This is a genomic window from Streptomyces sp. NPDC127068 (assembly GCF_042724695.1).
In the GTDB taxonomy this organism is placed as follows: Bacteria; Actinomycetota; Actinomycetes; order Streptomycetales; family Streptomycetaceae; genus Streptomyces.
Map to the genome: position 1 here is coordinate 63,089 of NZ_JBHXEN010000035.1, position 22,348 is coordinate 85,436.

Genomic DNA, 22,348 nt, shown 5'->3' on the forward strand with positions numbered 1-22,348 from the left:
ACGGCTGCGTGGACACCGCGGCCACCCCTGCGCACCGGAGCGGAACATGACCTCGAAGCCCCCCGTCACCGTCATCGGACTCGGACTGATGGGTCGGGCCCTCGCCGCGGCCCTCCTGGACGCCGGACACCCGACGGCGGTGTGGAACCGCAGCCCGCAGAAGGCCGCGCCGCTGGTGGCCCAGGGCGCGACGCACGCCGGGTCGGTCACCGAGGCGGTGGCGGCGGGCGAGCTGGTGATCACCTGTCTGACCGGCTTCGAGGACACCCGCGAGGCCCTGGCCCCGGCCGCCACGGCCCTGGCCGGGCGCGCCCTGGTCACCCTCAACAGCGGCACCCCGGGCGGGGCCCGCGAGACCGCCGCCTGGGCCACCGCGCACGGGGCGCGGTTCCTCGCCGGGGCGGTCAAGGACGTGCCCTCCGCCGTGGGCGCGGCCGGCACCCTGCTGTACTACGGCGGCGACCGGGAGGTCTTCGACGCGTACCGGAGCACGCTGGAGGTCTTCGGCGGGGACACCGTGCACCTCGGGGACGACGTCGACCTCGCGGCGCTCTACGAGATGGCGGTCGGGGCGATCCTGCTGCCCGCGCTCGTCGGGTTCTTCCAGGGCGCCGCCGCCGTGCAGTCCCGCGGGCTGAGCGCCGAGTCCACGGTCCGCTTCGCCGGCAAGTGGCTGGACATGATCAAGGGCCTGCTGCCCGGCTACGCGCAGGAGATCGACCGCGGTGACTACGGCGACCCGCAGTCCACCGTGAACGTCTTCCTCGCCGGGGCCGCGTACGACGCGGAGTTCGGCGTCGAGGCGCAGGTGGAGACGGAGTGGGTCGGGCCGCTGAACGACCTGGTGCGCCGGGCCGCCGAAGCCGGGCACGGCGAACACAGCATCTCGGCGCTGACCGAGGTGCTGCGCAAGCCGGCCCCCAGCGCCTGACCGGGGCCCGACCAGCCCGGTCCCGGTCCGGGTCAGCGCAGCAGTGGAGCCAGCCGCCCGGCCACCGGACGGGTGATCCGCGCGGTGACGCCGGTGGGGGCCCAGCGGATCTGGAGCCGCCCCGCGCCCCGGGGTTCCGGTTCGACGGTGACCAGGTGCGGGGCCAGCCCGTGCCGGTACTCGACCCGGGCCCGCAACGTCGGGAAGCCGAGCGGCGCCAGCAGCAGTCCCGTGTTGCGCAGCCCCCGTTGGGTGAGGACGAGCACCGGGTGCCGGACACCGGCGAAGCCGTGCAGGGGGACGGGGGCCGCCGCGAGGTCGAGACGCACCCGGCCCTCGAACACCCCGGGCCGTACCGGGTCGATCCGGAAGGGCACTTCGAGCCGTCCCCCGCCGGGCGCGACGGCGAGCACCGCGGCCTGCGGCCCGACCGCCAACCGCAGCCCCGGGTCGTAGGTGCGCACCGCCAGGTCCACCGCGGCGCCGGGCGCCCGGGTGACGGAAAGGATCTCGTGGCGGAACAGCGCACTGGGGAACGGGCTGGTGTCCACCCGCTGGTCGGCGAGGTCCAGCTCCCGCCGCCCCGCCGAGGACCCGGGCACCCGGTCCCCCCAGTACAGCCGCCCGCCGGTGCCCGCCGTCACGGTACGGGGCGCCACGCCCTGACCCAGGCCCCGCGCGGCCACCCGGGCGTCGGCGAGCCGCCCGTCCCGCACCAGTTGGAGGACCACCCGCTCGGCCCGCGGCAGCCGTGCGTACGCCGTGCGGGCGAGGGTCGCGAGGTACGGGTTCACCAGGTCGGCGAAGGCGGCCAGCCAGGCGTCGTCGCGGTACGGCAGGTCACCCGCGTACATCCGGAAGTCGTGCTTGAGGAACTTGTGGTCCTTCTCGGGGCGCAGCCCGGCGTGCCCCGACTCCACCAGGAACGCGTCGATGAGGCGCTGGACGTGGACGCGGTCGCGCACATTGGCGAGCAGGTGGCGCTGGTTGGAGATGGAGGCGTCGGCGGCGGTCGCGTACGGGGCGATGTACCAGCGGTAGACGGGGTCGGTGAGGACGGTGAACTCCCGGGCCAGGCAGTACGCCTGGGCGGAGAAGAGCTGGTCCTCGTAGTGGATGCCCTCGGGGAACCGCAGTCGGTGCCGGTCGAGGAAGTCCCTGCGGTACATCTTGCTGGTCGCCAGGTGTTCGAACAGCAGCCGGGGCTCGGACTCGATGCCGGCGACGGTCCGCCGCTCGGCCACCAGGTGCGGCATCCAGGTGGAGGTCCGCCCGGTGTCGGTGCGCACCCGCTCCACCGCGCCCAGCACGAAGTCCACCGGCCGCTCCCGGTGCGCGGCGAGCATCACCTCCACGGCACGGGGCGGCAGTTCGTCGTCGCTGTCGAGGAACATCAGGTACGGGGCGCGGGCGATGTCCAGGGCCCGGTTGCGGGGGGCGCTGCATCCGCCGCTGTTCACCGGCAGCCGTAGGACGGTGATCCGGTCGTCGGTCGCGGCGAGCCGGCGGGCCACCTTCGGGGTGTCATCGGTGGAGTGGTCGTCGCTGATGACGATCTCGATCGCCCGGTGGGTCTGGCGGCGCAGCGACTCCACCGCGCGCGGCAGCCGGTCCGCGTCGTCGTGGACGATGACGGTGACGGTGACGTCGGGCTCGCCGGGCGCAGTGGCGGCGTGCACGACGTGCGGGGACGGGGCGGCTGACGGGGGCGGGGGCGGGGGGACGTCCGGCGGGTTCATGTCGCGTCGGCCTCCTGCGGAGTGGGGACGGCGGGCCGTTCGTCGACCGGCACCACGGGCGGCAGCTCCTCCTCCGCGGCCCCGAGGAAGACCCTGCGCACCACCCGTTCGGCGGCCCGGCCGTCGTCGAACTCGCAGAACCGGCGCCGGAACGCCGCCCGGGTCTTCGCCGCCGCCGCGTCCTGCCAGGCGCCGGAGCGGATGACCTCCGTCAGTTCGTCCTGGGTCCGGGCGACCTGGCCGGGGGCGCCGGCGGGCAGGTCGAAGTACACGCCGCGGGTCCTGGCGTACGTGTCCCAGTCGTCGGCGTACACGACCACGGGCCGGTCGAGGTTGGCGTAGTCGAACATCAGGGACGAGTAGTCGGTGATGAGCCCGTCGGCGGCGAGTTGCAGGTCCTCCACCGGGTCGTAGGCGGACACGTCGACGACCCGGCCGTCGCGCCGCAGCCCCGCGAGCGGGCCGGGGGCGGCGGCGCCCCCGTAGAAGTAGTGGCCGCGCACCAGGATCACGGTGTCCTCGCCGAGGTGTTCGGCGAGTTCCGCGAGGTCGAGCCGGGGCGTCCAGGTGGCCTCGTAGTCCCGGTGGGTGGGGGCGTACAGGAACACGGTCCGGCCGCGGGGGACGCCGAGGCGCTCCCGGACCGCCCGGATGCGGGCGGGGGTGGCGCGGTGCAGTGCGTCGTTGCGGGGGTAGCCGTGGTCCAGCGACACGTAGCGCGAGGGGTAGGCGCGCTCCCACATCTCGGTGGAGTGGGCGTTCGCGGAGACGCTGAAGTCCCATTTGTCGACGCGGGCGAGCAGGGCCCGGAAGTTGAGGCCCTGGGCGGCGGCCGGGTAGTCCTGCTGGTCCAGGCCCATCCGCTTGAGCGGGGTGCCGTGGTGGGTCTGGAGGTGGACGGCGTCGGGGCGTTTGACCACCGCGCCGGGGAAGTTGACGTTGTTGACGAGGTACCGGGCGCGGGCCATGACCTCCCAGTACCGCGGGGTGCCGGGCACGACGTAGCGGGTGCCGGGCGGCAGCAGCGGGACCTTGGCCGCGGCGACCGCCCACACCTGCCGGACGTCCGGGGCGAGTTCGGCGAGCTTCGCGGCGACGGCGGCCGGGTTGCAGGCGACGCCCCGGTCCCAGTACGCGGAGAAGACCGCGAGGTCCGGTTCGACGGGCCGGTCCAGGGCCTGCCGGTACCGGTGGTCCCGGAGCTTGGCGGCGACCTTGCGGCCCCGGCGGACCAGTTGGCCCCGGACCTCGCGGCGCTTGTGGTTGACGCCCTGCACGGCACGGTACGGCTGGTAGGCGTCCCGCTCCAGCAACCGGTACCGGATGCCGTCGAGCCCTTCGGGGGCGGGGTGCCCGGGCGGGCGCCAGCGGGTGGCGGCCCGGGCCGCGCGGTGGAAGAACTCGCGGGCCACCGGCCCCGGAGCGGCGCCGCGGGCGATGGTCCGCAGCCAGGCGTGCACCATCACGTCGTACAGGGCCGCCCGGACCTCGCGGGGTGCGTCGAGTTCGGCGAGCAGTCGCTGCACGGCTTCGTACCGTGCCACCTCCGCGTACGTCCGGGCGGGCGTGGGGGGCGGCAGGCTCGCGGGGCGCAGTCGGCGGTCGTCGACGGCCACCTGGTCGAAGGCGGTGATCCGCCGGGCGTGGACGAGGGCCGCGTACGCGAGGTACGCGTCGTCCGCGGCAGGCTCGTAGCCCTCGTAGTCCTCGTAGTCCTTGTGGGGCTTGTGGGGCTCGGAGGGCTGTGGGGATTGCGGGGTGCCGGCGTGCCACTCCGGGTGGGCGCGCCAGAAGTCGGTGCGCAGGACGCGGGCGCCCAGCAGCGGGGTGACCCCCAGCAGGTCGGGGCAGTCGGCCAGGGTGCGGGGGACCCGGCCGGCGCGGGCGAGGACCGTGCCGTCCGGGGACGGGCTGCCCGAGGTGCGCCAGGTGGAGTGGACGTGGTCGAGGAGCAGCACGTCCACCTCGGGCGGCTGCTCGGCGGTCAGTTCGGCCACGGTCCGCGGGGCGCCCGCCGGGACGCGGTCCTTCGCCGGGACGAAGTGCAGCCAGGGCGCGGTGGCCCGGGCGGCGCCGGCGGACCGGGCGGCGGCGTCCGGGGTGCCGTCGGCCAACGGCACCGGGACGAGCCGGGGGTCATGTGTGGCGAACCGTTCCGCCAGGCGGTGCGCGGCGGGGGTGGTGGTCGCGACGATCACCTCCACCGGGGCGGCCGGGCCGCTCACGAGGGCGTCGAGGCAGTCGTGGAGGTGTCCCTGCACGTTCGCGCCGTGGACCACCACGCTCAGCCGGGGCGGTTCGTCCGCCGCCCGCGCCGCGGGGTCGGGGGGCGCGGCCTTCCGCGCAGCGTCATCCGTGGCCACGGCGCCTCCTCAACGTTCGCACGTCCTGTCTCCCCTGCACTCGGGCTCCCTTCCGTACCGTTCGACTCCGTGGGCGGGTGCGCGGCGTCCCCTCACGGCCCCACCCGGTACAAGCGCTCGCCGCCCGGGCCCACCGCGACCTCCCGCAATCCGTCCGCCGGCCGTCGGGGCGCGTCCAGCACCCACCGCACCCGGTAGTCGGCCAGGATGCGCGCCCGCTCCCCGGGCCCGGTCCCCGGCGCGTAGTACCGCTCGACCGCGGCCCCGCGCCGCGCCGCGTCGGGCAGCAGCACGTCCGGGTAGCCGGGGGCCACGGTGTACGGCCCGTGTGCGGGGATCTGCCGGGCGGGGTGGGTGCGGGCCATCACCACGTCCCCGTACCGCACCCAGGGGGTGATCCACCGGTAGCCGTGCCACGGCTCGCGCGCCTTGGCGGCCACCGCGGCCGGCAACCGCTCGGGCGGCACCACGTACCCCAGCGTCCCGGACTGGGCCCACGCCCCGAAACCCAGCGCCCCCGCCAGCGCCACCGCGTACCCCGTGCGCCAGCTGCGCCGACCGGCCCCGAACGCCTCGACAGCCGCGGCGAGTTGCGCGGGGATCAGCACCGCGGGCAGGGCCCGGCCCCAGGCGTGGTGACCGCTCGCCCCGCCGAGGACGACGACCAGCAGCCCGAGGGCGAAGAAGAGGACGAGCGGATCGCGCCGGTCCCGCCCCCAGCGCGCGGCCAGGGCGAGCACGCCGAGCGCCGCCAGCCCGAACCGGGCGACCGGGTCCCCGTACAGCGACCGGTGGATCTCATCGAGCCCGGTGGTGCCGAGCAGGGTGAGGACGTCGTAGTAGGGCCACGCCACGACCAGTGCGGCGCCCAGGAGTCCCCCGCCGAGGAGCCGTGCCCACACCGCGCGGTCGGGCCGGGGCCGCGCGCCGAGCACCAGGGCCAGCGCCCCGAGCCCGGCCACCACCCCGGTGAACTGGTGCACCAGGACGATCGCCCCCACCAGCAGCCCCAGCCACAGGAACACCGGCCAGGACGCCCGCCCGGCGAGCGCCCGCCACAGCCACGCCCACAGGTGGAAGGCGAGGCCCAGGGCGAGGGTGCTCGGGTAGGAGACGGTCAGCGCCAGCGACCCCAGGCCGGTGAACCCGCTCCAGGCGAAGACGTCGGTGCCCCAGAGCAGCGTCAGACAGAGCAGCGCCACCGGCACGGCCGCGAGCCGGTCGGTGAGGACCCGGGCGAACCGCCACACCCCGCTGAGCAGCGTGCCGAGCCCCACGGCCGCCGCCACCCGCAGGGCCCCGAAGGTGGACGGTCCGCCGAGCTCGGCGGCCGTCGCGAGCAGTACGGTCCACGGCGAGTAGTACGGGCTCGGCGTGTCCTCGGCGACCAGCGGGTTTCCGGGGTGCAGCAGGTCGTGGCGGAGGCGTTCCAGGGTCGCCGCGTGCATCCCGAGGTCCCCGACCCACGGCAGCCGGGCGCTCACCAGGGCCAGCAGTACGACGAGCAGCGCGGCGGCGGACCAGGCGGCGCGCGGGGCGAGCGCGGCGGCGGCGCTGCGCGCGGGGGGCTCGGCTGCGGGGCCGCGCGCCCCGGGGTCGGACGGCACGGTGCGCGCCCGGGCCAGGGTCATCGTCCGCTGCGGGCCGCGCGCTCGTCCGCACGCTCGGCGGGGCGGCGGCTGCCGGGGAGGGTGTCGGGGGCGAAGGGCCGGGCGCGGTGCGGGACCCCTGCGGTGCGGGCGGGACCGTGCGCCTGGTGGGCCTGGTCGGGGCGGTCGTGCGGGAACACCCAGGTCCGGTAGACGAGGAAGCGGAACGCGGAGGCCAGCCCGATCGACAGGGCCTTGGCGGCGTTCGACGCGAGCGGCCCGGTCAGCTGGGCCCCGTGGTAGGCGGCCGAGAACAACAGGCTCTCCAGCAGCACGCCGAGTCCGCTGAACGCGAAGAAGAGGACCACCTGCCGTTGGGTGCGGGCCGCCCGGTCGCGGTAGGCGAAGAAGCGGAAGCCCAGGTAGTTGCTGGCCATCGCGGCGCAGCTGGCGAGCACCGTGGCGGTCATCGGGCCGGTGCCGTGCGCGTGCAGCAACAGGTTGAAGACGACGAAGTTGACGGCCACTCCGGACCCGCCGACGATCCCGAACTTCACGATCTCCAGGGCGAGTCGACCGAGCCGCCCCCGTTCGGGCGCGGAGCGGTCCGGCGAGTGCGGTGAGCGTGGCGGACGTTGCGCGCACTGCGGGCCCGGCGGGCTGTCGGAGACATGGACGGTCACGGAACGGCACCCCTCGGTCTGACAATCAGGTCCACCATAGACCCAATAGTCACAATTGCCCGTATTTGCGGACTTTCTGGTGCCGTGTGACGCTCCCTGCCGATCCCGACGGGACGGTCCCGTGCGGTGCGCGGGGGCACGCGAAAGGGGTGCCCCCGCATCTCGATCAGATGCGGGGGCACCCCTTCGGGAACCGCGAACCGGAGGGCCCGGAGCGGGCCCGGCCGGTCAGATGTGCGTGCGCAGCAACGTCCGCATGGTGCGCATCGCCACCGACAGGTTCGCCAGGTCGAAGTCCTCCGACCCCTGGATCTCCTCCAGCGTGGAGCGGGCCCGCCCGAGGATCGCCGTGTTCTTCTCCTCCCACGCCGTGAACCGCTGCTCCGGCGAGGAGGCCCCGTTGCCCACCGCGAGGACGTCCGCGGTGAGCGCCGCGTGCGCCGCGTACAGGTCCTCGCGGATGGAGGCCCGGGCCATCGACTGCCAGCGGTCCGCCCGCGGCAGGTCGATGATGCGGTCCATGAGCTGGGTGATCCGCAGCCGGTCCGCGAGGTCGTAGTACACCTCGGCGACCGCCATCGGGTCCTTGTCCGTGCGGTCCGCGACCGCGACGATGTCCAGCGTCGGGAACGCCGAGGAGAAGCCGGCGACCCGGGTCGCCAGCTCCTGGGGCACCCCGGCCCCGGTCAGCTCCTCGCGGATGCGCTCGTACCACTCCAGGTCGGCGCCGCGCAGCAGCGCGGGCAGCTCCGCCCACACCTGGGCGACCCCGTCGCGGAAGAACTCGATGGTCCCGGCCAGCTCCAACGGCTGGTGACGGTTGTTCAGCAGCCAGCGCGTGCCCCGCTCGACCAGCCGGCGCGAGTGCAGCCGGATGCGGGTGAGGACGTCCGCCGCGACCTGGTTGTCCAACGCCTCGACCGCGTCCCACACGGCGCTCAGCCCGAAGATCTCGCGCGCGGCGAGCTGCGCCCGCACGATCTCCTCCAGCGACGCCCCGGTCTCCTCGCGCAGCCGGTGCAGGAACGTCGAACCGCCCGAGTTCACCGTGTCGTTGACCAGGAGCGTGGTGATGATCTCCCGGCGCAGCGCGTGCGCCCCGATCTGCTCCGGGAACCGCTCGCGCAGCGCCGCCGGGAAGTAGGCGTGCAGCAGCCGCTGGAGGTACGGGTCGTCGGGCAGCCCGGTGCGGATCAGCTCGTCCGCGGCCGTGATCTTGGTGTAGGCGAGGAGCACCGCCAGCTCCGGCTGGGTCAGACCGCGGCCCTGGTTCAGCCGCTCGCGGATCTGCCGGTCACTGGGCAGGAACTCCAGGCCCCGGTCCAGTTCGCCGTCCTTGGTGAGGCGGCGCATGAACCGCTGGTGCGCGTGGAGCAGCGAAGCGGACTGGGCTTCGGCGTTGGCGAGCGCGACGTTCTGCGCGTAGTTGTTGCGCAGCACCAGGCCGCCGACCTCGTCGGTCATCTCCGCGAGCAGCTTGTTGCGCTGCTTGACGGTGAGGTCACCGTTCGTGACCACCGCATTGAGCAGGATCTTGATGTTCACCTCGTGGTCGGAGGTGTCGACGCCCGCGCTGTTGTCGATGGCGTCGGTGTTGATCCGGCCGCCGCTCTCCGCGAACTCGATCCGGCCCAGCTGGGTGAACCCGAGGTTGCCGCCCTCGCCGACCACCTTGGCCCGCAGGTCGGCGCCGTTGACGCGGATCGCGTCGTTCGCCTTGTCCCCGACCTCGGCGTGGGTCTCGGCGGAGGACTTCACGTACGTCCCGATGCCGCCGTTCCACAGCAGGTCCACGGGGGCGTGCAGGACGGCCCGCATCAGGTCGGCGGGCGTCATCTTCGCGACGCCCGGGTCGATGCCGAGGGCCTCGCGGATGTGGCTGTTGAGCTGGATGGCCTTGGCGCTGCGCGGGAAGACCCCGCCGCCGGCGGAGAGCAGGGCCTTGTCGTAGTCGGCCCACGAGGAACGCGGCAGTTCGAACAGGCGGCGGCGCTCCGCGTAGGAGACGGCCGCGTCGGGGTTCGGGTCGATGAAGATGTGCCGGTGGTCGAAGGCCGCGACCAGTCGGATGTGCTCCGACAGCAGCATGCCGTTGCCGAACACGTCACCCGACATGTCACCGACGCCGACGGCCGTGAAGTCCTGGGTCTGGGTGTCGTGGCCCAGCTCCCGGAAGTGCCGCTTGACGGACTCCCAGGCGCCGCGCGCGGTGATGCCCATGCCCTTGTGGTCGTAGCCCGCGCTGCCGCCCGAGGCGAAGGCGTCCCCGAGCCAGAACCGGTACTCCTCGGCGACGCCGTTCGCGATGTCGGAGAAGGTCGCCGTGCCCTTGTCGGCGGCGACCACGAGGTACGTGTCGTCCTCGTCGTGCCGGACGACGCCCGACGGCGGCACGACCTCGCCGGAGACCATGTTGTCGGTGATGTCGAGCAGCGCCGAGATGAACGTCTTGTACGAGGCGACGCCCTCCGCGAGCCAGGCGTCGCGGTCCACGGCCGGGTCGGGCAGCTGCTTGGCGACGAACCCGCCCTTCGCACCGACCGGCACGATCACCGTGTTCTTCACCATCTGCGCCTTGACCAGGCCGAGGATCTCGGTACGGAAGTCCTCGCGCCGGTCGGACCAGCGCAGTCCGCCGCGCGCGACCTTGCCGAACCGCAGGTGCACGCCCTCCACCCGCGGCGAGTACACCCAGATCTCGTACGCCGGTCGCGGCGCGGGGAGGTCCGGGATGGCCTGCGGGTCGAACTTCATCGACACGTAGGCGTGGTGCCCGCCGCCGGGGACGTGCTGGAAGAAGTTGGTGCGCAGGGTCGCCTTGATGACGGTGAGGAAGGAGCGCAGGATGCGGTCCTCGTCCAGCGAGGCGACCTGGTCGAGGGCGCCGTCCAGCTCCTCCAGCAGGCCGTCCGTCAGCTCGGTGCCGGCGCGCTGGCGCTCGGGCGACATCCGCGCCTCGAACAGCGACACCAGCAGCCGGGTGGTGTGGACGTTGTTGCGGAGGGTGTCCTCCATGTAGTCCTGGCTGAACGTGGAGCCCGCCTGCCGCAGGTACTTCGCGTACGCGCGCAGCACCGTCGCCTCGCGCCAGGTCAGTCCGGCGCCCAGGACCAGCGCGTTGAAGCCGTCGTTCTCGGCGGCGCCCGTCCAGGTCGCGGCGAACGCCTCCTGGAACCGTTCGCGGCCGTCCTCGCCGAGGTAGTCGCCGTTGCCGCCGCTGACGGCCTTCGGCAGTCGGAGCCCGAAGTCGTAGATCCAGGCGGTGGTGCGGTCGGCGCAGCGCAGCTCGTAGGGGCGCTCGTCGATGACCTCCACGCCGAGCCGGTTGAGCACCGGCAGCACCGCCGACAGCGAGACCGGCTCGCCCGTGCGGTAGATCTTGAAGCGGCGCTCCTCGGGGGCGCTGCCCACCGGCTCGTACAGGCTGAGCGAGAAGTCGTCCGCGGAGCGCTTGAGGACGTCCACGTGCGCCAGGTCCGCGACGGCGGCCCGCGGCGAGTGGTCGGCCTTGTACCCCTCGGGGAACGCATTGCCGTAGGTGCGCAGCAGCTCGGCGGCCCGCTCCTCGCCGCACTCGGCGTTCAGCGCCTCGGCGAAGCCGTCCGCCCAGGACCGGGCGGCGTCCACGAGCCGCGCCTCGATGCGGTCCTTGTCGGCGTCGCTGAGCCGCGGCAGCTCCGTGCCGGGCGCGACCCGGACCACGAAGTGCAGCCGGGACAGGATCGACTCGGTGTTCCAGGCCGTGAAGTCGACGCTGGCCCCCGAAAGCTCCTCCTTGAGGATGTCGATGATCCGCAGCCGCACCCCGGTGGTGTACCGGTCGCGCGGCAGGTAGACCAGGGCGGAGTAGTAGCGCCCGTACTCGTCCTTGCGCAGGTAGAGCCGGAGGCGGCGGCGCTCCTGGAGGTAGAGGACGCTGGTCGCGATCGCCCGCAGTTCGTCGGCCGGGGTCTGGAACAGCTCGTCGCGCGGGTAGGTCTCCAGGATCTGGAGCAGGTCGCGGCCGTCGTGGCTGTTGGGCGAGAAGCCCGCGCCCTGGAGGACCTCCTCGACCTTGCGCCGCACCACGGGCACCCGCCGCACCGACTCGGTGTACGCGGCGGACGAGAACAGTCCGAGGAACCGGCGCTCCCCGATGACGTTGCCGTCGGCGTCGAACTTCTTGACGCCCACGTAGTCGAGGTACGAGGGCCGGTGCACCGTGGAGCGGCTGTTGGCCTTGGTCAGCACCAGCAGCTTGTGCTCGCGGGCCTTGGCGCGGGCGTCGGCGGGCAGCCGGTTGAACGAGGGGCTGACCGGGTGGTGGTCCTCGCCGTCGTGCTGCGGGTCGGAGCGCAGGATGCCGAGCCCGGTGCCGGGGACGGGGGCCAGCGAGTCGTCATCCCGGAGGTCGTACTCGCGGTACCCGAGGAAGGTGAAGTGGTCGGCGGCCAGCCAGCGCAGCAGCTCGCGGGCCTCGTCGACCTCCTGGTCGCGCAGGTCGTCGGCGGTCGGCTCGGACGGCAGCTCGTCCGCGATGCGCAGCGCCGCGTCACGCATCTTCTCCCAGTCCTCGACGGCCTCGCGGGCGTCGGACAGGACCCGGAGCAGGTCGGTGGTGATCTGCTTGAGGTCGGCGCGGTCGGTCTCGCGGTCGATCTCCACATGGATCCACGACTCGATCAGCGCGTCGTGCGGCAGGCCCTTGCGACTGCCGTTGGTCCGCCGGCCGGGCAGGATCTCCAGCAGCTTGCCGGTGACGTCGCGGCGCACCACGACCTGCGGGTGGATCACCACATGGATGCCGCGGCCCTGCCGGGACAGCTCGTTGGTGACGGAGTCCACCAGGAACGGCATGTCGTCGGTGACGACCTCCACCACGGAGTGGCTGCTCGTCCAGCCGTTCTCCTCGACGGTGGGGGTGTGCACCCGGACGCTCGCCGTGCCCTGCGGACGGCTCTCGGCGAGCCGGTAGTGCGAGTAGGCGGCTCCGAAGACGTCGACCGGGTCGCGGTCCGCCAGGTCCTCGGGGGCGGTGTGCAGGTAGTAGCGCTGGAGGAACGCGAGCAGGGTCTCCCGGTCCGGGGCTCCCTCCCCCGCGGTCCCGGTCGGCAGCGTGCTCCCGACCGGACTGTTCTCAGCTACCCGGGCCGCCCGTGCGAGCAACTCGGCCTTGGCTTCGTCCAGCTTGGTCTGCATGGTCCTCTGGCTCCTGTCGCGCGCCGTTGCGTGACGTAGAAAAGGGTGAAGCGACGGAACGCCACGACACGGGGTGTCCGGTCAAGGGTGACGTTATGCCGCGCCGCGCGATCCTCGGGGTGGATTCAGCCAGATCAGCCGGGTCGGCCGTGACCGGGCCACCACCCCGCGCGCGAGGACCAGCGACGGCCCGGGCACGGAAGTCGTCCGCGTGCACCGGGCGAAGGGCAGGGGCTTCGGCGCCCCCGCGGGATATCGCGCTGATCACGGGTCCCAGGCTATCCCGCCGCACCGGGGAGCCGTCATGAGCCGTATGTGTACAAAACCAGCAGGCAAACTTTGACACTCCGCACACCTCCATCCGCAACGGACGTGGTGCATGGCACGGACGTGACGGGAGGGAACGAAGGAGGTACGCAAGCGTGTCCCCGTGCGCGTCCCGGCGTTTCCCCTGGTGTCCTCCCGGCAAGGGTTCCTCGCGGCGAACGCCGCGCACGGGAGCGGGAACCGGCCGGGACGGCCCGATCGTGCTGTGACCACAGGATGGAGTGAGGACCGCGATGGCAGCGAAGATCCTGATCGTGACCGGTGACGCGGCGGAGTCGCTGGAGGTGCTGTACCCGTACCAGCGACTGCGCGAGGAGGGGTACGAGGTCCACATCGCCGCCCCGACCCGCAAGAAGCTCCAGTTCGTGGTGCACGACTTCGAGCCCGGCTTCGACACGTACACGGAGAAGCCCGGCTACACCTGGCCCGCGGACCTCGCGTTCGCCGAGGTGGACCCGGGCGAGTACCTGGCGCTGGTGATCCCCGGCGGCCGGGCGCCCGAGTACCTGCGCGGCGACGGCGAGCTGCGCAAGATCCTCAAGGCGTTCTTCGACGCGGACAAGCCGGTCGCCCAGATCTGCCACGGTCCGCTGCTCACCGCGGCGATCGGCTCGCTGCGGGGGCGCCGGGTCACGGCGTATCCGGCGTTGGAGCCGGACATGGCGGTCAACGGGGCGGAGTTCCAGGATGCGGAGGCCGTGGTGGACGGGGTCCTCGTGTCCTCCCGGGCGTGGCCGGACCACCCGGCGTGGATGCGAGAGTTCCTGAGGGTCCTCAGGAACGTCCAGTAGCCCTTACCCCTGCGGGTGCGATGCTCCGTGCGGGTGCGTCGTGGTTGCCCGCGCAGTTCCCCGCGCCCCCAAGGGGCGCTCCGCTGCGGGGTTCGCTGTCCCGTGCGGGTGCGCTGTGGTTACTCGCGCAGTTCCCCGCGCCCCTGAAGGGCGCTTCCCTGCAGGGGCTCGCTGTCCCGTGCGGGTGCGTCGTGGTTGCTCGCGCAGTTCCCCGCGCCCCTGAAGGGCGCCCCGCTGCGGGGGCGCTGGCGCCTGCGGGGGCGATGCTTCGTGTGGGTGTTGCCGCAGGTGCACGCCGGCCTGGAGTGCCCCGATCAGGGGCGCGGGGAACTGCGCAACAGCGGGACGCACCCCGCAGGACAGCGAACCCGCACGGAAGCGCACCAACAGGGGCGCGGGGAACTGCGCGAGCAGCCACCACGCACCCGCAGGGAAGCGCACCGAAGGGGCGCGGGGAACTGCGCGGGCAACCACAGCGCACCCCCGCAGGACAGCGCACCCCTCAAACGCGCTACAGCATGCGCTCAGCCACCGCCACCGCCTCGGCGAGCGAATCCACCACCGGCACCCCCATCGCCTCCAAACTCCCCCGACTATGCGCACCGCCGGTGTAAAGCACCGCCTCCGCCCCCGCCGCCCGCGCAGCCACCGCATCGTCCGCCGCGTCCCCGATCACGACCACCCGGGACGCCGGCACCTCCCCGAGCGCGGCCAGGTGCCGCGCCATCGCCTCGGACTTGGACACGCCGGACGGCCCCACCCTGCCGTCGACCCGGGTGAACCAGGCGTCGATCCCGAAGCCCCGTACCAGCGGCACCAGCTCCGCGTGCCCGTACATGCTGAGCAGCGACTGGCTGCGCCCGGCGGCCCCCCACCCGGCGAGCAACTCCTCGGCCCCCTCGGTCAGCGCACAGCCCGCCAGCTGACCGGCGTAGTGGCGCTGGAACGCCCCGTCCATGGCGAGCCACTCGCTCTGCGTGGGCACGCGTCCCATCAGGCGCTCGTAGAAACGGGGGATCGGCACGCAGTACAGCTCCCGGTACTGCTGCACGGTGATCGGGCCAAGACCGAACTGTGCGAACGCGGCGTTGCTGGCCGCCACCACGGCCTCGATGTCGTGGAACAGCGTGCCGTTCCAGTCCCAGACGATGTGCGCTGACTGCTTCCCCATGCCGGCCAACGTACCCGTCGCCACTGACACGGGCGGTCGGGGTGGGCGGTCAGTCCGCGACCAGGCCGGGGATCTCCTGCGTCGCGTACCAGAGCAGCTCGTGGTCCTCGGCCCCGTCGACCACGAACCGCGCGTCGTCGTCGCCCAGGTCCGCCGCGCCGAGGGCGGACGCCGCCGCGGTCACGTCCGCACGGGCCTCGTCGGAGTCGACGTGCACGGCGGCGGCCTTCGCCAGCGCGACGGGCCGCGCGATCCGCACCTCGCCCAGCGCCCCCGGGTCGAGCCCGCGGTCCGGGTCGGCCACGGCGGTCTGGTCGGGCACGTCCACCGCGACGACGACCCGGCGCCGCGGGCACCCCGGGTCGACGGCGAGCAGCCGCAGGGAGGCCGCGGCGGCCCGGTTCAGCGCCGCGTACTCCAGTTCCTCGATGTCGTCGGAGACGTACCACTCGCGCAGCGCGGGGGTGACGGCGTACGCGGTGAGCGGTCCGGGTCCCAGTTCCCCCGCGGCGTGCGCCTCGGCGAGTCCGGGGAGGGTCAGGGGGACGTACACGCGCATGACGGGCCGCTTTCTGGGGCGGGGCTCCCTCGGAGGGCTCCCGGAAGGCTGATCCACGGGGGACCGGTTGACCCAGGATACGTGCGGACGTCCCCGATCGGACCGGCCGCCGCCCCACCCCGTCGACGTCGCGCCGTCGGCCCGGACGCCGACCCCCCGCCCCCGCCAGGGCAGCGGCACCCCCCGTCACCCTGATAGGTGAATTCCGTCGCCCCGGGGCCCGCGTCCCGCGCTCGTTGCGCTCCCGACCCGGCCGCGGACAAGATCCACGGCCACGAGCTACTGCCGAGTAGCCCCCGTGGGGGCCGACGATCGGGGGTTCCCCCATGCACAAGGTCATGACCCGGGCGGCGCACCCCCCACCGACGGCACCACCCGCCACCGACCCGGTCCGGACCGGCCCCCGCAGCACGCCCCGCAACCGCTCCCGGCCACCGGGCCGCCGGGACGCCCGCCGCCCGACGACCGACCGGCCCCCCGGCGCGGACGCCGCGCAGCCCCGCCCCACCGACCTCTTCGCCGACCGGCTCCTGGCCGTCCTCACCGGCCGCCGCCCGATCCACTCGATGCTCCGGCACACCGCCGGCCCCGCCTACGACGAACTCGCCCGGCTCGCCGAACACGGCGCCCTGCGCGAGACCGGCGCCGCCCCGGTGATCCGCGACGTCGGCTACTGCGTGCCCCGCCCCGGCGCCGTCGAGGCGTTCGCCCGGATCGCCACCGGAGAACGGCTCAGCGCCATGGCGTTCCGGCTGGAACGCTCACCCGACCGGCGCTGGCGCTGCACCGCCGTCGACCTCGGACCCCGATGACCCCGCACGCACCGGACGGATTCAGAACGCACGACGGGCCGGCCCCCACCGGGGACCGGCCCGTCACCGCGCCCCCGCCGCAGCGGAAGCGCTCCACACGCCTACTTCTTGCGGCGTCGCCCACCGCGCTGCTGCTTGCGGCGCTCCGCCCGCGTCAGGCCGTCGGACTCCGAACGGACCTGCTCCTCGTCACCCGTCTGGAAGTCACCCTCCACGACACCGCCCTCACCGTCGACGGTCGGCGCCGAGAAGTGCAGCCGGTCCGGCCGCTGCGGAGCGTCCAGCCCCTTGGCGCGGATCTCCGGGCGCGCCCCGGTCGGCACCGCGTCCCGCTTCTCCAACGAGGGCCCCGCGTCCTGCACCGGAACCTCCTCGACCTGCTGCTCCACCTGGACCTCCAGGTTGAACAGGTAGCCGACGGACTCCTCCTTGATGCCGTCCATCATGGCCGTGAACATGTCGAAGCCCTCGCGCTGGTACTCGACCAGGGGGTCCTTCTGCGCCATCGCGCGCAGACCGATGCCCTCCTGGAGGTAGTCCATCTCGTAGAGGTGCTCACGCCACTTGCGGTCGAGGACCGACAGCACGACCCGTCGCTCCAGCTCCCGCATGATCTCCGAACCGAGCTGCTCCTCGCGCGCCCGGTACTGGGCGAGGACGTCGTCCTTGATGGACTCGGAGATGAACTCGGCGGTCAGCCCGGCCCGGTCGCCCGCCGTGTCCTCCAGCTCCTCCACGGTGACCTTCACCGGGTACAGCTGCTTGAAGGCGCCCCACAGCCGGTCGAGGTCCCAGTCCTCGGCGAAGCCCTCGGCGGTCTCCGCCGCGATGTACGCGTCAATCGTGTCGTCCATGAAGTGCTGGATCTGCTCCTGCAGGTCCTCGCCCTCCAGGACGCGGCGGCGCTCGCCGTAGATGACCTCGCGCTGCCGGTTGAGGACCTCGTCGTACTTGAGGACGTTCTTGCGCGTCTCGAAGTTCTGCGTCTCGACCTGCGACTGGGCGGACGCGATCGCCCGCGTGACCATCTTGTTCTCGATGGGCACGTCGTCCGGGACGTTCGCCATCGCCATCACGCGCTCGACCATCTGCGCCTTGAACAGCCGCATCAGATCGTCGCCGAGGGAGAGGTAGAAACGCGACTCGCCCGGGTCGCCCTGACGGCCGCTACGACCGCGCAGCTGGTTGTCGATACGGCGCGACTCATGGCGCTCGGTGCCCAGCACGTAGAGCCCGCCGAGGTCCTTGACCTCCTCGAACTCCTCCTTCACCGCCTGCTCCGCACGCTTCAGGGCGGCCGGCAGCGCAGCCGCCCACTCCTCCACGTGCTCCACCGGGTCCAGACCGTGCTGACGCAGCTCCGCCTCGGCGAGGTCGTCCGGGTTGCCGCCGAGCTTGATGTCCGTACCGCGGCCGGCCATGTTCGTGGCGACCGTGACGGCGCCCCTGCGGCCCGCCTGGGCGACGATCGTCGCCTCCCGGTCGTGCTGCTTGGCGTTCAGCACCTCGTGCTGCACGCCCCGCTTGGAGAGCTGCTGCGACAGGTACTCGGACTTCTCCACGGAGGTCGTGCCGACGAGGATCGGCTGACCCTTCTCGTGCTTCTCCGCGATGTCGTCCACCACGGCCGCGAACTTCGCGACCTCCGTGCGGTAGATCAGGTCCGACTGGTCCATGCGGACCATCGGCTTGTTCGTGGGGATCGGAACGACACCCAGCTTGTAGATCTGGTGGAACTCGGCGGCCTCGGTCATCGCCGTACCGGTCATGCCGGACAACTTGCCGTAGAGGCGGAAGAAGTTCTGGAGGGTGATCGTGGCGAGGGTCTGGTTCTCGTCCTTGATGTCCACCCCCTCCTTCGCCTCGATCGCCTGGTGCATGCCCTCGTTGTAACGGCGGCCCGCGAGGATACGACCCGTGTGCTCGTCGACGATCATGACCTCGCCGTCGATGACGACGTAGTCCTTGTCCTTCTTGAACAGTTCCTTCGCCTTGATGGCGTTGTTCAGGTAACCGACGAGCGGGGTGTTCACCGACTCGTAGAGGTTGTCGATGCCGAGCCAGTCCTCGACCTTCGCCACACCGGGCTCGTGGATCGCGACCGTGCGCTTCTTCTCGTCGACCTCGTAGTCGCCGGTCTCCTCGATGCCCTTCAGCGTGTTGCCCGGCTCACCGCGCTTGAGGCGCTTCACCAGCTTCGCGAAGTCGCTGTACCACTTGGTCGCCTGGTCGGCGGGGCCCGAAATGATCAGCGGGGTGCGCGCCTCGTCGACGAGGATCGAGTCGACCTCGTCGACCACGGCGAAGTTGTGGCCGCGCTGCACCAGCTCGTCCTGCGACCACGCCATGTTGTCGCGCAGGTAGTCGAAGCCGAACTCGTTGTTCGTGCCGTAGGTGATGTCGCACTGGTACTGCTCGCGGCGCTGCGACGGCGTCATGTTCGCCAGGATGCAGCCCACGGACAGCCCGAGGAACTTGTGGACGCGGCCCATCATCTCCGAGTCGCGCTCGGCCAGGTAGTCGTTCACCGTGATCAGGTGCACGCCCTTGCCGGACAGCGCGTTCAGGTACGTGGGCAGGGTGCCCACCAGGGTCTTGCCCTCACCCGTCTTCATCTCGGCGACGTAACCGAGGTGCAACGCGGCACCGCCCATGAGCTGGACGTCGTAGTGCCGCTGACCCAGGACGCGCTTGGCGGCCTCACGCACCGTGGCGAACGCCTCGGGAAGCAGGTCGTCCAGCGACTCGCCTTCCTGGTACCGCTCCTTGTACTCGTCGGTGAGGGCCCGCAGCTCGGCGTCGGAGAGGGCGACGAAGTCCTCTTCGATGGAGTTGACCTGGTCCGCGATGCGGTGCAGCTTGCGCAGGATCTTGCCTTCGCCTGCACGCATGATCTTCTGGAGGACGGACACGGGGGTAGATCTCCTTGCCGGTCGGGCCTGGCACGGTCGGATTCCGTTGAGCAACGGCCATCGTATGCGAGGACCGCACCGCACCGGGAGGTCCGTCTCCACGACAGCCACCAGGACAACGGAGCAGCGGCGCGGAAGGTGCCGCGACCCGGCACGAATTGTGATCGGATGCTCACATCCGCCCCGACAAATCACCTGGCACCCGCCACCCCCGCCTGGGCATCATCAGGTGATGGAACCCGTCACCCTGACCACCGAACGCCTCCTGCTGCGCCCGTTCGCCCCCGCCGACACGGACGAGACCTTCGCCGCCTGCCAGGACCCCGACATCCAGCGGTGGACCACCGTCCCCTCGCCCTACGCCCCCGAGGACGCCGCCGTCTTCGTCCAGCGCATCGCGCCGGGCGCCTGGCAGGACGGCACGGAGTACGCCTTCGCCGTCCGGCTGCGCACCGAGGACGGCGAAGGCCCGCTGGTCGGCGCCGCCAGCCTGCACCATCCGCAGGACGACCACTGGGAGATCGGCTACTGGACCGCCGCCGAACACCGCGGCCGGGGCTACACCGCGGAATCCGTGCTCGCCCTCGCCCGCTGGAGCTTCCGGGAACTCGGGTGCACCCGCCTGGAATGGCGCGCCGAGGTCGGCAACACGGGGTCACGGGCCGTCGCGGAACGCGTCGGGTTCACCGTGGAGGGCACCCTGCGGGCGGCCCTGGTGAACAAGGGCGTCGCGCGGGACTGCTGGGTGGGCTCGCTGCTCCCCCACGACCTGGGGCTGCCGAGCCGCCACGTCTACCTCCCGGCGCGGTCGGCCTCGGACGTGACTCCTGCGGCGTGACGTGCCCTGCGGCGCGACGTGCCCTGCGGCGCGACGTGCCCTGCGGCGGGCACGGGGGCGGGCCGACCGATCCGGGTGTGCTGTGCCGAGGTGGTCGGCCGGGACGGGGCCGGCCGGGGTGCGCAACTGCCGTGCGGTCGGGGCCGATGCCCGCACCGGGCCGCCCCCGCTGTCAGCGGCGCCGTCTATCGTTCGACGTATGACCGCCCTGCCGCGTCCCGCCGCCGAACTCTCCGCTGACGAGGCCCGCCGCATCGCCCTGCGCGCCCAGGGGTTCCTCGGCGCCCCCGACCGACGGGCGGGCGTTCGCGGCGTGCTGCGCCACCTCGGCGCCGTCCAGCTCGACACCATCTCGGTCCTGGCCCGCTCCCACGAACTCGTGCCGTACGCGCGCCTGGGCGCCGTGGGCCGCCCGGTGGTCGACCGCGCGTACTGGACGCCCGGGGCCGACGGCGCGCCCCACGCGTTCGAGTACTGGTCGCACGCCGCGTGCATCCTCCCCATCGAGGAGTGGCCGCACTTCGCGTTCCGCCGCCGCGCCTACCGCGACCGCCCGCAGTGGTCCCACGACCTCCCGGACGGCGCCTACGAGCAGGTCGTCAAACAGCTCCGCACCGAGGGCCCCCTCACGGCGACGGAGCTGGGCGGCGCGAAGAACGGCGGGGAGTGGTGGGACTGGTCGGCCTCCAAGGTCGCCGTGGAACGGGCCCTGATGAACGGCGAGGTGGTGTGCACCGAACGGCGCGGCTGGAAGCGCGTCTACGACCTCGCCGAACGCGCCGTCCCGAGCAGCCTGCTGCACGACGGGCTGGACGACCGCGAGTGCCTGCGCCGGCTGGTCCGGCTCGCCGGGCAGTCCCTGGGCGTCGGCACCCGCGCCGACCTCGCCGACTACCACCGGCTCAAGGGCGAGCAGGTCGACTCGGTGCTCGCCGACTCCGGACTCGTCCCGGTGACGGTCGCCGGCTGGGACCGCCCCGCCTGGGCCGACCCGGCCGCACTGGAGACCACCCCCCGCGGACGCCACCGCACGACGCTGCTGTCCCCGTTCGACTCGCTGATCTGGGAACGCGCCCGGACGGAACGGATCTTCGGCTTCACCCACCGCCTTGAGGCGTACGTACCGAAGCCCAAGCGGGTCCACGGTTACTTCGCGATGCCGTTGCTCTCCGGCGGACGGCTCCTCGGCCGGGTCGACCCGGCTCGTGACGGGCGCACCCTCGTCGCCAAGCAGGTGTCCCTGGACACCCCCAAGGCCGTCGCGCCCATGGCGCAGGCCCTGCGGGAGGCCGCGGAGTGGGTCGGTTGCGAGGACGTGCGCGTGGAGCGCGTCAACCGACCGGAGTTGGCCGTCGCCCTGACGGCCGCGCTGCGCTGACCCGTCGCCGGTAGGGCGACGGGAACGCGGGCCGGAGCCAGAGCCGGGGCTTCGGCGGGCCGCTCGGCGGGGCTAGCGGATCTCCAGGATCTTCTCGCGCATCGCGTAGACCACGGCTTCCATCCGGGAGTGGAGCTGGAGCTTCTCCAGGATGTTGCGCACATGGTTCTTCACGGTGTTCTCGCTGATGAAGAGCTCCTTGGCGATGTCCCGGTTGTTCATGCCGGTGGCCACCAGCTTCAGGACCTCCAACTCGCGGTCGGTGAGTCGGGGCGCGGGCACCAACCTGCGCTCGTCCGTGCGCTGGATCATCGACTTGAACTCGGTGAGCAGCTTCGAGGCCATGGAGGGACTGATCTGCGACTGGCCGTCGGCCACCGCGCGGATCGCCGTCGCCACCTCGTCCGTGGAGATCTCCTTGAGCAGGTAGCCCGTCGCCCCGGCCTTGATCGCGTCGTAGAGGTCGGCCTCCTCATCGCTGATCGTCAACATGATGATCTTCGCGCTGGGGGCCACCTCCTTGATGGAGGTGCACGCCTCGATGCCGCCCCGCTTGGGCATCCGCACGTCCATCAGCACGATGTCCGGCAGCAGGTCAGCAGCCTTGTCCACCGCCTCGGCCCCGTCGCCCGCCTCGCCGACGACCTGGATGTCCTCCTCGGCGTGCAGCACGATCTCCAGCCCTCTGCGGAACAGCGCGTGGTCGTCGACCACCAACACCCGGATGGGCTCCTTGCGGGTGCCGTCGGCCGGGCCCATGCCGACGACGCCGTGGGCGTCCTCGTCGCGCATCGGTCCGAAGCTGTCCGCCATCGTTCCTCCCCCTGAAGGCCATCGGCCCCGCTGGGCGCCGCCCGACTTGTGCGACGCCAACCCGGGGCGGCAGCAACCCGGTTGACGTATCGGACATGATTTCATGCCCGGACGGCCTTGCGGCGACAGTGACGTCCGACGACCCGTAGCACGGGGGTGCCCCCGGGGGCGCCCCGGCGCCCCCGGGGGCCCCCCGTGATTAGGGGGGGGGCGGGGTGCGGCGCCGCGCGCGCCCCCCCCCCCCCCCCCATAGATGTGGGTGTC

14 protein-coding genes are annotated in these 22,348 nt (G+C 72.7%); 5 read left to right on the plus strand and 9 right to left on the minus strand.

Annotation, left to right across the window (positions count from 1 at the left end):
- Positions 1 to 46 precede the first annotated feature (46 nt).
- Positions 47 to 931 (plus strand): NAD(P)-dependent oxidoreductase, encoded by an 885-nt coding sequence (locus tag ACFWIA_RS22135; RefSeq protein WP_387007679.1) that lies wholly within the window; start codon positions 47 to 49, stop codon positions 929 to 931.
- Positions 932 to 963: 32 nt separating this feature from the next.
- Here ACFWIA_RS22135 and ACFWIA_RS22140 read toward each other — a convergent pair whose 3' ends face one another.
- From ACFWIA_RS22140 to ACFWIA_RS22160, 5 genes are all read right to left on the minus strand, one after another.
- Positions 964 to 2,670 carry a glycosyltransferase family 2 protein gene (locus ACFWIA_RS22140; protein ID WP_387007681.1) on the minus strand — a complete coding sequence of 569 codons (1,707 nt, stop codon included), beginning with the start codon at positions 2,668 to 2,670 and terminating at the stop codon, positions 964 to 966.
- Positions 2,667 to 4,952 (minus strand): CDP-glycerol glycerophosphotransferase family protein, encoded by a 2,286-nt coding sequence (locus ACFWIA_RS22145; protein ID WP_387007717.1) that lies wholly within the window; start codon positions 4,950 to 4,952, stop codon positions 2,667 to 2,669. Before ACFWIA_RS22145 ends, ACFWIA_RS22140 begins: the two co-directional genes overlap by 4 nt.
- 173 nt (positions 4,953 to 5,125) lie before the next feature.
- The gene (locus ACFWIA_RS22150; protein WP_387007683.1) at positions 5,126 to 6,664 is read right to left on the minus strand and encodes a hypothetical protein; all 1,539 of its coding nucleotides are present in this window, start codon (positions 6,662 to 6,664) and stop codon (positions 5,126 to 5,128) included.
- Entirely contained in the window at positions 6,661 to 7,305 is a 645-nt protein-coding gene (locus tag ACFWIA_RS22155) for a GtrA family protein (protein WP_387007685.1), read from the minus strand. Before ACFWIA_RS22155 ends, ACFWIA_RS22150 begins: the two co-directional genes overlap by 4 nt.
- Positions 7,306 to 7,533: 228 nt before the next feature.
- The gene (locus tag ACFWIA_RS22160) at positions 7,534 to 12,483 is read right to left on the minus strand and encodes an NAD-glutamate dehydrogenase (protein ID WP_387007687.1); all 4,950 of its coding nucleotides are present in this window, start codon (positions 12,481 to 12,483) and stop codon (positions 7,534 to 7,536) included.
- Between the two features lie 560 nt (positions 12,484 to 13,043).
- Between ACFWIA_RS22160 and ACFWIA_RS22165 the strand changes: the two genes are divergently transcribed.
- Positions 13,044 to 13,601 carry a DJ-1/PfpI family protein gene (locus ACFWIA_RS22165; RefSeq protein WP_385486799.1) on the plus strand — a complete coding sequence of 186 codons (558 nt, stop codon included), beginning with the start codon at positions 13,044 to 13,046 and terminating at the stop codon, positions 13,599 to 13,601.
- Positions 13,602 to 14,112: 511 nt separating this feature from the next.
- Here the strand turns inward: ACFWIA_RS22165 and ACFWIA_RS22170 are convergent.
- Together ACFWIA_RS22170 and ACFWIA_RS22175 are read right to left on the minus strand one after the other, a co-directional pair.
- On the minus strand, positions 14,113 to 14,772 hold the full coding sequence (locus tag ACFWIA_RS22170) for an HAD family hydrolase (RefSeq protein WP_387007689.1): 660 nt from the start codon (positions 14,770 to 14,772) through the stop codon (positions 14,113 to 14,115).
- 49 nt (positions 14,773 to 14,821) lie between these two features.
- A complete protein-coding gene (locus ACFWIA_RS22175) occupies positions 14,822 to 15,331 on the minus strand; it encodes a DUF6912 family protein (protein ID WP_387007690.1) in 510 nt (169 codons plus the stop codon).
- 326 nt (positions 15,332 to 15,657) lie between these two features.
- On the opposite strand from ACFWIA_RS22175, the gene ACFWIA_RS22180 reads away from it, so the two are divergent.
- Complete coding sequence (locus ACFWIA_RS22180) at positions 15,658 to 16,143, plus strand: Rv3235 family protein (RefSeq protein WP_387007692.1); 486 nt, start codon at positions 15,658 to 15,660, stop codon at positions 16,141 to 16,143.
- A 101-nt stretch (positions 16,144 to 16,244) separates the two neighbouring features.
- Here ACFWIA_RS22180 and secA read toward each other — a convergent pair whose 3' ends face one another.
- On the minus strand, positions 16,245 to 19,055 hold the full coding sequence (secA, locus tag ACFWIA_RS22185) for a preprotein translocase subunit SecA (RefSeq protein ID WP_387007694.1): 2,811 nt from the start codon (positions 19,053 to 19,055) through the stop codon (positions 16,245 to 16,247).
- 232 nt (positions 19,056 to 19,287) lie between these two features.
- Here secA and ACFWIA_RS22190 point away from each other — a divergent pair, with 232 nt between their 5' ends.
- Both ACFWIA_RS22190 and ACFWIA_RS22195 read left to right on the plus strand, forming a co-directional pair.
- A complete protein-coding gene (locus ACFWIA_RS22190; RefSeq protein ID WP_387007696.1) occupies positions 19,288 to 19,893 on the plus strand; it encodes a GNAT family N-acetyltransferase in 606 nt (201 codons plus the stop codon).
- Between the two features lie 199 nt (positions 19,894 to 20,092).
- Positions 20,093 to 21,271, plus strand: a complete 1,179-nt coding sequence (locus tag ACFWIA_RS22195) for a winged helix-turn-helix domain-containing protein (RefSeq protein WP_387007697.1) — start codon at positions 20,093 to 20,095, stop codon at positions 21,269 to 21,271.
- Between the two features lie 72 nt (positions 21,272 to 21,343).
- On the opposite strand, the gene ACFWIA_RS22200 is transcribed toward ACFWIA_RS22195, so the two are convergent.
- Complete coding sequence (locus ACFWIA_RS22200) at positions 21,344 to 22,084, minus strand: response regulator (RefSeq protein WP_385486785.1); 741 nt, start codon at positions 22,082 to 22,084, stop codon at positions 21,344 to 21,346.
- Between the last annotated feature and the right edge of the window lie 264 nt (positions 22,085 to 22,348).